The 12,072-nt window shown below is 64.3% G+C and carries 9 protein-coding genes; 3 read left to right on the plus strand and 6 right to left on the minus strand.

The features are described 5' to 3' along the window. Nucleotides 1-10: 10 nt before the first annotated feature. Nucleotides 11-1,288 (minus strand): ABC transporter ATP-binding protein, encoded by a 1,278-nt coding sequence (locus HMPREF9710_RS08095; protein WP_005665473.1) that lies wholly within the window; start codon nucleotides 1,286-1,288, stop codon nucleotides 11-13. After that, a complete protein-coding gene (locus tag HMPREF9710_RS08100; protein ID WP_005665474.1) occupies nucleotides 1,288-2,088 on the minus strand; it encodes an ABC transporter permease in 801 nt (266 codons plus the stop codon). The genes HMPREF9710_RS08095 and HMPREF9710_RS08100 overlap by 1 nt, the downstream gene beginning before the upstream one ends. Before the next feature lie 362 nt (nucleotides 2,089-2,450). Here HMPREF9710_RS08100 and HMPREF9710_RS08105 point away from each other — a divergent pair, with 362 nt between their 5' ends. Beyond that, on the plus strand, nucleotides 2,451-3,308 hold the full coding sequence (locus HMPREF9710_RS08105; RefSeq protein ID WP_005665476.1) for a hypothetical protein: 858 nt from the start codon (nucleotides 2,451-2,453) through the stop codon (nucleotides 3,306-3,308). Nucleotides 3,309-3,337: 29 nt separating this feature from the next. On the opposite strand, the gene HMPREF9710_RS08110 is transcribed toward HMPREF9710_RS08105, so the two are convergent. The 4 genes from HMPREF9710_RS08110 to HMPREF9710_RS08125 all read right to left on the minus strand — a co-directional run bounded on the left by HMPREF9710_RS08110 (nucleotide 3,338) and on the right by HMPREF9710_RS08125 (nucleotide 7,570). Continuing rightward, entirely contained in the window at nucleotides 3,338-4,111 is a 774-nt protein-coding gene (locus HMPREF9710_RS08110) for a Crp/Fnr family transcriptional regulator (RefSeq protein ID WP_005665477.1), read from the minus strand. Between the two features lie 17 nt (nucleotides 4,112-4,128). Further along, nucleotides 4,129-4,437: a VanZ family protein gene (locus HMPREF9710_RS08115; RefSeq protein WP_229409744.1), complete on the minus strand. Its 309-nt coding sequence runs from the start codon at nucleotides 4,435-4,437 to the stop codon at nucleotides 4,129-4,131. A 65-nt stretch (nucleotides 4,438-4,502) separates the two neighbouring features. Continuing rightward, nucleotides 4,503-5,744: a tetratricopeptide repeat protein gene (locus tag HMPREF9710_RS08120; RefSeq protein WP_005665481.1), complete on the minus strand. Its 1,242-nt coding sequence runs from the start codon at nucleotides 5,742-5,744 to the stop codon at nucleotides 4,503-4,505. Further along, the gene (locus HMPREF9710_RS08125) at nucleotides 5,741-7,570 is read right to left on the minus strand and encodes a CHASE2 domain-containing protein (RefSeq protein ID WP_229409745.1); all 1,830 of its coding nucleotides are present in this window, start codon (nucleotides 7,568-7,570) and stop codon (nucleotides 5,741-5,743) included. Before HMPREF9710_RS08125 ends, HMPREF9710_RS08120 begins: the two co-directional genes overlap by 4 nt. Before the next feature lie 306 nt (nucleotides 7,571-7,876). On the opposite strand from HMPREF9710_RS08125, the gene HMPREF9710_RS08130 reads away from it, so the two are divergent. After that, nucleotides 7,877-9,244, plus strand: a complete 1,368-nt coding sequence (locus tag HMPREF9710_RS08130; RefSeq protein ID WP_005665485.1) for a FecR family protein — start codon at nucleotides 7,877-7,879, stop codon at nucleotides 9,242-9,244. Between the two features lie 376 nt (nucleotides 9,245-9,620). Next, nucleotides 9,621-11,912 (plus strand): DUF4214 domain-containing protein, encoded by a 2,292-nt coding sequence (locus HMPREF9710_RS26490; RefSeq protein WP_005665487.1) that lies wholly within the window; start codon nucleotides 9,621-9,623, stop codon nucleotides 11,910-11,912. Nucleotides 11,913-12,072 lie beyond the last annotated feature (160 nt).

The following is a 12,072-nucleotide window of genomic DNA, read 5'->3' on the forward strand; positions in this document are numbered from 1 at the left end:
TCCAATCTGGTCAGCGAATGCTGATGTGCAGCTGTGGGTGCAGGTTGACCAGGCCGCCCCAGGTGATGGCGGCCGGGTTGGGTGCGACCACGAAGCTGTGCACCTCGTGCAGGTAGTTCAGCACTTTCTCGAACGAGCCTTCGCCATGGCCGCCGGCGCCCAGGCCGACAGTGAGCGTGTACTCGTCCGGGAACAGCGACAGGTTCAGGGCGAAGCTGGCCGAGACGATCGCGCCGCGCGCGGCCGGGGTGGAGGCCTGGCGCATGCAGTAGCTATTGGTTTCGAACAGGGTGGCGCCGAAGCGGTTGCGGATCTTGAAGCCGACATGGGGATCGGCCACGTCCTCGTGCAGCAGGTAGTCGACCTGCAGGGTGACCATCTCGTCGGCCACCAGGGTGGCGCGTTCCTCGCCGTGGCGGTCGAGCAGGCGCACGCCGACGCAGTCGGCCCCTGGCGTGGTGATGCTGCCGGTCTTGCCTTGCAGGGCCGTCAGGTGTTCGCGCGCCACCGGCGCGGCGGCTACCGGTCCGCCCTGGATCCGGATCGCGTCCGGCGCCTGGTCGGCGCGGCCGAGCAGTTCGGCCTGGTACAGGTCGAGGGCGTCGGCCGGCGCGCCGTCGAAGGCGACCCGGCCGCCGCGCAGGAAGATGCAGCGGTCGCAGATATTGAGCACGGTGCCGGCGCTGTGCGAGACGAACAGCAGGGTGGTCCCGGCCTCGATGAAGCTCTCGATGCGGGCGAAGCACTTTTGCTGGAAGAACACGTCGCCCACCGCCAGCGCCTCGTCGACGATCAGGATGTCGGGCCGCACGCAGGTCGCGACCGCGAACGCGAGGCGCACCTGCATGCCGCTCGAATAGACCCGCACCGGCTGGTCGATATAGTCGCCGATGTCGGCGAAGGCCAGGATCTCGGGCATCAGCGCCTCGATCTGCGCGGCGTCCAGGCCGATCATCTGGCCGGCCATCAGCGCGTTCTGGCGGCCCGTGAAATCGGGATGGAAGCCCAATCCCAGTTCGAGCAGGGCCGCCACGCGGCCGTGCAGGGTGACGGCGCCGACCGTCGGCTGGGTGGTGCCGGTGATCAGTTTAAGGAGCGTGCTCTTGCCGGCGCCATTCACGCCGATCAGGCCGACCGCCTCGCCGGGGGCGATGGTGAAGCTGATGTCTTCGAGCACCCACTTGAGCGCGTGGCGCTGGCCCGGCAGGGTCCAGTCCGCGAGACGCGCCCAGCGGTTCTTGTATTGTTTATAGGCCTTGCCCAGGCCGGTGGCGACAATCGATCCCATTACAGCTCATCCACGATTTCGCCGGCGCGCTTGCGGAACATGCGCAAGCCGAGCGCGCACAGCAGCAGGGCCAGCACCAGCGGGAAGCCCAGGCTCGACCAGTCTGGCAACTGGCCCTTGACCAGCACGGTCTGCCAGGCGCCGATCACGGGCGCCATCGGATTCCAGTCCAGCAGCGGCCGCACGTGCTCGGGCAGGATGCTGGCCGGATAGACGATCGGGGTGAACCAGAACCAGAACTGGAGCGCGATCGTCATGAACTGGCCGACGTCGCGGAAGAACACGTTGAGGATGCCGACCACCATGCCGATGCCCAGCGCCAGCAGCACCTGCAGGACCAGGACCGGAACCAGGGCCACGAAGGCCAGGCCAGGGAAATTGCCGGTGACGACGAGGAAGACGGTGAACAGGCCGAAGATGATGCCGAAATTGACCAGGGCATTGAGCACCACGATCACCGGCAGGCAGATGCGGGGGAAGCTGACTTTCTTGAGCAGGTTCGACTGCTCCAGGAACATGGTTTGCCCGCGGGACACGATCTCGGCGAACAGGCCCCAGGTCAGGATGCCGGCGCACAGGTAGATCGAGTAGGCGAAGGTGGAGTCCGAGCCTGGCAGCTTGGCGCGCATGACTTCCGCGAAGATCACGGTGTACACCAGGATCATGGCGAGCGGACTGAGCAGGGACCAGGCGGCCCCCAGCATGGCATTGGCGTATTTCGACTGGAATTCGCGTTTGACGCTGCCCAGCACGAAACCGCGGTAGGCCCACAGGCCTCGCAGCATCAGGGGCGAAATCATGGGGTCGTAGGGGGATGCGCCTCGCAGGAGGTCGGGAGGGTTGTGGTCATAGCGGTGCTGAGCGTTAAGAGCGGGATTATACCCCACGGTCCAGCACACAAATTGTTCAATTGTAACGACCTGTCAGCGCCCATGACATCCGCCAAAGGAGTGCGGCTCCCCATTCCTGCCATCACAAAATCGGCTCCCGGGCAACTTCTAGGGATGACGGGCAGGGGGTGTTGCGAAAATAATACTTAATAAAAATATTATTTTTAGTCAAATTTATGATGCTAGGATGTGTTTCTGTAAATATTGGTGTTAACCAACACGCCGTTTCAGCCGGCGGGTCGAAGATCATCCGAACGTTCAGGGGAGCTTCCATGGCAATCCGATCATTGCGTGTCCGTATGTCGGCAGCGCTGCCGACGCTGTGTATGCTGCTGGCCGGGTGTGAATCGAATCCGCTATACCAAGGGTATTCGGCCGACGCACTGACACTGAACCATTACGAAGACAACCTGGTTACCAAGCTGGTGACGGCGCCCAAAGGCGGCGGGGAAGCGTTGATCACAAGACCCTGTTTTTCGCGGACCGCCGACGAAGCCTGCACCATCCAGCGCAATCAGATGGTGTCCGCACTGGTCATTGCATCGGAATATGAATGCCTGGAGCATCGCCGGTCGATCTACGGCCGGGACGCGGCATGGAATATCACGCTCGGTACGATGACCAATCTGTTCGCTGGTGCGGCGTCAGTGGTCACTTACCAGAAACACCGGCCGATTTTCGCGGCGCTGGCGCTGTTTTCCAACTCCGAGCGCTCGCTGGTGAACGAAACCGTCTACAAGCAGATGCTGATTACCGCCGTCGACAAGAAGATCATGGAGCTGCGCGAGCAGAAAATGGTCGCGATCCATGCTTCGCTCAAATTGCCGATGAGCGGCTACAGCGCCAGCGAAGCCTTGCGCGACGTCGTCCTGTTTCACTCCACGTGCTCGTTCATGACCGGTTTGCAGAAGGCGCTGGAGGAGGGGACGCAGACGTCGGACGAGGCACGGGCCGCCAAGGCGCGGGAAAGCAGGATCGCACGGTTGAACGCGACGCTGACGACCTTGGACCTTGAGTACAAAAGCAAGAGCGACCCAGATAGAAGTTCGCCTGCTGGGCTCAAATTAGTAGAAAGAATTAACGCGGTGGCCGATGCGCTGGAGGCGGAAATCATCGCCAAGTCCCCGTGACACCGGCGCCGTGCCGACGAATCGGCCGGTCAAGCGCCCTGCGCCAGCCTCTGCAGCCCATCCGGATCGAGAATAACGAGCCGGTGCGCATCCTTCTGCACGATCCCCTGCTGGGCCAGCACCAGCAGCGCCCGGGTGACGGTCTCGCGGCTGGTATTGATCATATTGGCGATGTCCTGGTGGGTCGGCAGGTTCTCGACCACGCGCCGCCCATCCTTGTCCTCGGTCTGCTGCATCAGCGCGATATAGGTGTAGATGCGGCGCGTCGTATTGTTAATGCTGAGCAGGGCGCGGAATTCGGAATCGCGCTGGATCTTCTGCGCCAGGTGGCCGAGCATCTTGTGCGCCACCGAGGGAGAGTGCGAGAACAGGTGCAGGGCGGTCGAGGCCGGCAAGAAGGCGACCAGCACCTCGGTGGTGGCGACCACCGAGGCCGAGCGGGTCGAGCCGTTGATCAGGGCGATCTCGCCGAAGAAGTCGCCGGCCGCGAGCATGCGCAGGCCGACCGCGCGCCCGTCTTCGGTGACGTCGATCACCTGCAGCTGGCCCGACAGCAGGAACAGCAGGGCGTCGCCGGTGCCGCCCTTGTGCAGCACGACCGAGCGCTTCGGGAAGTGGCGGTAGCGCATCTCGCCCTTGACCTTGATGATTTCTTCGTCGCTCAGGTCCGACAGCAGGGGAATCTTGCGCAGGTGGACCTGGATCTGGCGTTCCTGGAGCTGGGGCGCGGCCCCGGCGGCCGCCTCGGAAGGCGGCGGCGGAGGGGCGGAGGCGCGGGTGGAAAGCTTGGTGCTGGAACTCATCGATTCGTACGGTCTCGTCAAAAATGCCCGGCCATGAGGACGGCCAGTGCGGCGCTGCCGATGCCGGCGGCATTGGCGCCGATATCGCGCCAGCAGAAGCGGCGGTCCGGCACCAGCGCCTGCAGGCACTCGATCAGCCAGCCGCCGACCAGCAGGCCGGCCAGCCACCATGCCGCCTCCACGCCGGTCTGCGCGATACGCAGCGCCAGCACGGTGAGCAGTGCATAGGCGGCGAAATGCAGGAATTTATCGTTGGGCAGGGGAGGCAACCAGCGGTTCGGCACCAGGCACCCGATGCACAGCCCGAGGGCCGCGCAGGCAAACAAGATCGCATCCAGGCCCATCTCTACCTACCGCTTCTACATTCAGGACAGCGATTGTACTGCCTGCGTCAGGGAATATGCCACTGCCAGCTCAGCTGTAACTGGCGGTTATTGTACTGAAAGAGCGAAATGTTCTCGCGGTTACGTACCGCGCGTGCTTCCAGCACAACACTCTGCTGCTTGCCGATCGGATAACTCAGCGTGGCGCGCATCACTTGCGTGCGCTGGGCGCGCACCTCGTCGATCAGCAGTTCGGGCGAGTATGGCGTGGCGCTGTTCCAGGTCTGGCGCGTGTACGCCAGTTCGGCCGTCACGCCCCAGGCGATCGGCTGGCGCAGGTTCAGGCTCAGGTAATTGCCATGGCGGTTGCCGCCCGGCCGGTCGTTGAGCGCGCGGTCGGTCAGCAGGCCGGCGCTGACGTTGGTGCTGAACGATCCCGTGTGGTGGCTGAGCAGGACGCGGGCCTCGAACATGCTTGAATCGAAGGCGTCCAGGCTGGCATAGTCGTTGCGGGTGGCGGCGCCGATCAGGTGCAGCTGGGTGCGCGGCGGCAACGGCAGGGGCGGGGTCACCCGTACCTGGGCCTGGGCCTGGCGCTGGTACAGGTGGCCGCCCATGCCGGACACGCCCAGCGAACCGGTGGTGCGCAGCAGCCACTGCCTGAAGCGCCAGGGCGATTCGACGCCGGCATACAGCGCCGCGGTATCGTAGTCGCGCAACTGGTCATAGCGCCGGCCCTGGAATTGCAGGAAACCCAGGGTGCCGTTGGCGGTCACGTCGCGCACGTAGTCGGCGCTCACTTGCGTGTACTGGTCGCGCTTGGGCAGGAAGTCTTCCAGCAGCGGCAGTTCGACCGCGCCATCCGGGCCTTCGACGATGAAGGACGAATTGCTGGCGCCCTGGTTGACGTTGTCGTCCACGCCGCGGGTGAGGCTGATCGCGGTGGAACTGGCCGGGGTCCAGCTCACGCAGCCGGTGTCGCGCGCCTCGGCGATCAGTTCCAGGATTTCACGCCGCGGGTTGAAACGGGTCTCGACGCTGGCGAACAGGCGCTCGGCCTCGTCGCCCTGGCCCAGGCTGCACTGGATCAGCGCCAGGTCGAGCCAGGCGCCGGCGTGCTGCGGCACCATGCCGATCAGGCGCGTCATCTGTGCCGAGGCGTCGTTCTTGCGGCCTTCGGCCAGCGATTGCAGGGCTTCCTGGTACAGCGCTTCTTCCGGTCCGGCGTCGGGCGCCGGGGCGTCGGACTGGGCCAGCGCCCAGCAGGGCGCCAGCGCCAGCGCCAGGCAGGCGGACAGGCGCGCGCTCATGCCGGCGCTCCCGGGGTGAGGTGGGCGCGGCTGCGCAGGTCGGAACGCGGCTGATCCGCAGTGATATCGAGGGTAAACAGAGGAGTTGCTCTTTCCTTGCCACGCAAGAGACGCTCGCCCAGGGCGAGAAAACGATGGCGCCGGCTGCGCTCGACCGTGCCGGGTCCGATGATGACGTCATGCGAAAAATCGCGCGCCACCTGTTCCAGGCGGGCGGCGGTGTTGACGCTGTCGCCGACCGCAGTATAAATGCTGCGGAACGAAGTGCCAAAGTCGCCCGCCATGGCGGCGCCGCTTTCGATGCCGATGCGCACCCGCAGCGGCTTGTGGCCGCGCGCCACGCGCGCGGCGCTGAGGGCGGCCACGCGGCGCGTCATCTCGTGGGCGGCGTCCAGCGCCAGGTCGGCGTGCTGCTCGAGCGGCAGCGGCGCGCCCCAGAAGGCCATCATGCCGTCGCCCGTGTACTTGTCGAGGGTGCCCTGGTGGGCGATCACGGGGCCGGTCAGGCAGTCGAGGAAGTCGCGCGTCAGGGTCGCTGCCTCTTCCACCGGCAGGGTCTCGACCTGGCTGGTATAGCCCTCCATGTCGGCCACCAGCGTGGTGACGTCGCGCCGGCGCGGCCGCAGCGGATCGTTCTCCTCGCTGCGCAGCAGTTGCTCGACCACGGCCGGCGCCACGTACTGGCGCAGGGTCTGCAGCAGATGGCGCGAACGGCGCTGGGCCAGCTGCCACTGGTAGGGCACGGCCACCGCCAGCAGGAACAGGTTGGTGCCAAGCGGGCCGACCGGCGCGAACACCGGGTCGTGCGGCGCCGCCGCATAGGCGACCAGGAGCCACAGCGCCGAACTGGCGCCCAGCAGGGCCACGCCGGCGGCGGCCGACAGGCGCGGGAACAGCAGGGTGCAGGCCACGCTCGAGCCCAGCGCGAACAGGCAGGCGATCAGGCGCCCCGGCCAGGGCGCGGGCAGCGTGCCCTGCTGGCGGTCGAGCAGGGCGGACAGGATCGTGGCCTGCACGCCCAGGCCCGGCCGGTTGGCGGCAAGCGGAGTGGAAACGCGGTCGCCCATGCCCAGCGAGGACGAGCCGACCAGCACCAGGCGGCCGCTGGCGCTCTCGGGGACGATGCGCTGCTCGAGGATGTCGGCGGCGCTCACCACGGTATAGGCGCGCCAGTCGCGCCGGTAGGGGATGCGCATCAGGCCGGTGTCGTCCAGCGCCAGCGGCGCCTGGCCGGTGCAGCAGTTGACCAGGGCCAGCCCCAGCGCCGGGTAGGCCTGGCCGCCGAAGCGGGTGACCAGGGGCACGTGGCGCAGGGCGCCGTCGGGATCGGGAATGAAGCCGATCGCGCCGATATGGGGCGCCGCGGCCAGCGCGGGGTAGTTGCCGATATAGCCGGTGGCCGGCACGCCGCCCGCATAGCCTTTGACCGCGCCGCCCAGCTTGCCGTCGAGGACGGGCTGGGGCCGGTTGCCGGCGAAATCGAAGTCGAAGGCCTGGGCCGGCACCAGCGGACCGTGGGCGGCCAGCAGCGCCAGGCGGGCATCGCCCGGCGCGTCGGTGGGCGCCGGCAGCAGGATGTCGAGCGCCACGCCGCGCGCGGCGTAATTGGCGAGCAGGATTTCGACCAGGTGGGCCAGGCGCTCGCGCGGCCAGGGCCAGGGGCCGAGTTCGGTCAGCGAGGCTTCGTCGATGTCGACCACCAGGATGCGCGGCTCGGGGGCATCGCTCACCTGCAGCCGCAGGAAAGCGTCGCGCAGCCATTCGTTGGGTAGAAACGACACCTGGTTGAGCGCAACCCGCATCCAGCTGTTGTCGGAAAGCGACAAAGGAGCCTGGATACCGTATTGCGACCATACGGTCACGGCGAAGGCAAGCGCAGCGATGACCCAGCGGCCGCGGGGTCGTGCTTGTGTTCTCGGGTCAGCCACGCACTGCGCTCTTGAAATGGATGGGTCGGTCGTCGGAAAAGTGATCAAGTATAACGTTAGGGTTGCCCGATTGCATTGTTTTTATTGAAATGTCACGAACTGTATCCCCGATGGGTAGCCGAGGGTCTTTGCGCTAAAATGTGATAGTTGTCACAGAACCCTGTCTTGACGGCAAGGTACAGTGAAAGCGAAAGGGGACCCATCTTGCAAAAATTACTCATCACCGCAACGCTCGCATGCGCGGCGCAGTTCGCCCATGCCGCCGACGCGGGCAAGATCATTTTCGTCGCCGGGGCCGCCAAGGCCGGCGACCGTCCCGCCGTGGAAGGCAGCCAGGTGCAGGAAGGGCAGATGCTCAGCACCGGCGCGGATGGCTATATCTATGTGAAGACGGCCGACAACGGCCTGTTCATCCTGCGGCCGCAGACCGAGGCGCGCATCGTCACCTACCGCATCGACCAGCGCAACCCGGCCAACACCCGCGTCAAGTTCGAGCTGATCAAGGGCACGGCGCGCAGCAAGTCGGGCGAGGCGGTCAAGCACGCGCGCCAGAACTTCCGCTTCAATACGCCGGTCGCGGCCATTGGCGTGCGCGGCACCGATTTCACCGTCGTCACCGACAACGACACCTCGCGCATCTCGGTGTTCTCGGGCGGCGTGGTGGTGAGCGGCTTTGCCGGCGCTTGCCGTCCGGACGGGGCCGGACCGTGCGAAGGCGCGACCAGCCGTGAACTGAGCGCGGCCCAGCGCGGCCAGCTGGTGCAGGTGACGCGCGGGCAGGCGGCGCAGGTGGTCGAGGAAAGCGCGCCTGGCGCCGGTCATCCGGCGCCCGCGCGTCCGGACGAGCCGCTGAGCAAGAATGACGGCGACGAGGCGAAGGTCAGCGTCGAGGTGGCGAAGAACCTCGGACTGAATACGGCCATCGATGCGGTCGTGAAGCCGGGGCCCGGCATTCCCATCGACCCGGGCACGGGCAATCCCGGCACTGGAACGCCGGTGCCGGTCCCTGAGGATCCGGTCGTCAAGCCGCCGGTGGTCGTGGTGCCGGAACTCCCGGAGCGCCAGGCCATCTGGGGCCGCTGGCAACAGGTCGGCCTGTCGGCGCCGACGCTGGATTATTCGGCCGAAGGGAAAAAGAACGAGCTGATCGCGCTGAACGGTTATTTCGCGCTATTTCGCACGCCTGGCAAGGAATATGTCGCGCCGAATAACGGCGTCATCGGATTCAGTTTGCGCGGCAGCGAGGCTTATCTCATTACGGAATATGGCGGCGGTGCGGTAACCACCAGTAAGGCGAGCCTGGCGAATGGCGTGCTCAACGTCGATTTCGGCAAACGCAGTTTCATGACCGGGATGGACGTGATTACCAAGGACGATACCGTCAGGATGCGTGGCGAGGGCACGGTGACCGCCGATGGCCGCATGTACGGCAGCGCCGATGGCCGCCGTGGCTACCTCAACCTGCAGGGCCTGCTGAGCAACGAGCGTGGACCGTCGGGCAGCGCCGCGACGATTTTCGACGGACGGATCGACGACCACAGGACCGTGAACGGCGCCGCCACCTGGCGTTGAATCCGTATTAATGAGTTAATCGCGAAAACCCCGGAGATTCCGGGGTTTTTTATTTTCCGCATATCCATATGAGGTATACGCCGCATCCATGGAATACATATGGATGAGATGTGGGCGGATGGGCGGCTGATTCAGTGAAACCTGTTTTTATTGTGAGAATCTTAGAGAATTGCCGGGGGAAATGCCGGGGGCGGATGAATTTGTCCTGATTCTGTAAATTTTTCTGGAAACTTTGTCAGTTATGTGACGGCCATCACACAACACATGAGTCCGCTTCTGTCATGATGCGGTCCGTTGGGCTTACAGGGGTGCACGGCACTCTTGCAATATTGAATCAACACTATCGATCGATCGATCTATCTTTTTGGAGTTATACATGGCAATCGTCGCTACCCACGTCGCAGCAGTTCAAGAACTGTACGTCGCATACTTCGGCCGTCCAGCTGACCCAGCTGGCCTGGACTACTGGACCAACATCGTCGAAGCTCAGAAATCGACCGCTGCTGTGTCGGCAACCTTCGCTGAGTCGGACGAGTACCAGGACGCCTTCGAAGGCATGACCAACACCCAGATCGTCAACAAGATCTACATGAACATGTTCGGCCGCGAAGCCGAAGCCACCGGCCGTGACTACTGGGTCAAGCTGCTGGACGCAGGCACCATCAGCGTCGACAACATCGTTGCTGACGTTGCCAAAGCTGCCGTGGGCACCGATGGCGAAGCCGTCGAAAACAAGGTTGCTGCCGCTACCGCCTTCACCGCTGCTCTGGACACCGAAGCTGAAGTCGCCGGCTACGCAGGCCCAGACGCCCTGGCCCTGGCCAAGGCATTCATCACCAGCGTCACCACCGACGCAACCCTGGCAACCCAGACCGCACCAGCAGCCCTGAACGCCACCGTGGCAGCTGTCGTTGCCGCTGGCACCGAGTTCACCCTGGAAAGCGCTGTCGCTAACCTGACCGCTGCCAACGCAGCAAAATCGGCTGTCCTGGCTGACCTGGCTGAAGACGAAGCCGTCGCTGCCCAGCTGGAAAAGAACGGCGTGACCGAGACCCCGACCGACGCACAAGTCCTGAAGGCAATCGCTGACATCGATACTGCTGGCGACAACGGCATCAACGGCTTCATCACCGGCTTCTCGGGCCTGAACGCTGCCCAGCAATCGGCACGTATCGCTTCGCTGCAAGCTGACAACGCCGCTGAACTGCGTGCTGCTACCGTCACCGCCACCACCGGCCTGAACGCTCGTACCGCCGCTGTCAACGCCGTGGAAAACCTGGGCGCCGCCTACGCTGACTACCAGGCAGCCATCGAAGCCGAAGAAGCTGCTGAAACCGCAGCCGCCCTGGCAAGCACCGCTGCCAGCGCAGCCCTGCAAAACTTCGGCACCCTGGCCAAAGGCACGGTTGCCGCAGTTCCGGCTGTCGGCGAGCCGACCAGCTACACCTTCACCCCGGCCGCTGGTGGCGCCGCTGTGACCGTGATCACCATCAATGCCGATGGCGAAGCAGTCCTGGCCGCTAACACCGTGACCGAAGCCCGCTACCCAGGCGTCACCGCTGCCCTGACCGCAATCAACGCATCGCTGGTTGCCGACGCATCGTACGACGACGCAGTGGAAGCCCTGGAAATCGCTACCATCGCTGCCGACATCCTGGACGCAGCGGATGACGGTTCGAACCTGGCAGCCGTTGGCGCGACCTTCCAGTTCGTGCAACTGGGCGACGACGAACTGCCGACCTACCAGCAGATCCTGGCTGAAGACGAGTTCTTCACCAACCAACTGGCGGCGCAGGATGCGCTGGTCGGCGGCGGCGAAGGTAGCTATACCACCGCGATCAACCAACTGGCGACCGATGTGGATGCTGTTATGACCGGCCCAACCCCAACCGCAGCCGCTCTGAAGGTTGTGCTGGACGAGGCAGTTGCTGACCGCGTGATCACCGCAGCGCAAGCTACTTCGATCTCGGGCAAATTCGCCGCCACCACTGCTGGTACCGAAGCTGTCAACAAGGCAGTGGCCGACATCAACTGGGCTGCCAAGTATGAAGCCTTCACCGATGCACGCGACGCCCTGCTGGCTGCTGAAACCGGTCCTACCGGCGACACCGACATCGGCGCCCTGGTCAACGCACTGATCGACCAGCAAGATACCGTCGACGGCATCAACGAGAAGATCGAAAACTTCGCTGACGCAGTCGCTGCCTACAACGCTGCTCAAGAACTGAACGGCGCCGTGACCGCTGCTAACACCGCGATCACCAACGCAACCAAAGTGATCACCGACGCTGGCTACGCTGCTCCGGTCTTCCTGTCGCAGAGCGTCACCCTGGCAACTGCCAAGGACGACCTGTTCCTGGCTAACAAGACCGACCTGCAAGTGCGTAACTTCGGCGCCCAGGGCGACGACGTCCTGTACGTCGGCTCGGGCCTGACCTACAACGATACCGAAATCGGTACCGGCACCGGTCAAAGCTCGCTGCGCGCCGCTGGCGACAACAGCGTGCTGGAGTTCTTCCTGCAGCAAAGCGGTAACAACGTCATCGTCCACATCGAAAACAAAGCTTTCGGTTCGGATTCGGGCGCTGCTGCCGACATCACCAAGATCACCCTGGTCGGCGTCGACCTGGAAGACCTGGTCATCGACAACGGCTTCATCTCGATCTAATCGCTGTCCGGATCGTGAACGTGCCTCGCAAGAGGCACCGAGCTGATAAAACCCCCGCTGCCGTATGGCAGCGGGGGTTTTTTTATTCCAACTGGACTCGAAACTTTACTTTTGATGAATAGAGAATATTTTTTGGAAACTTTTATCCGTTTGTGACGGT

The organism is Massilia timonae CCUG 45783, from assembly GCF_000315425.1.
Classification (GTDB): Bacteria; Pseudomonadota; Gammaproteobacteria; order Burkholderiales; family Burkholderiaceae_D; genus Telluria; species Telluria timonae.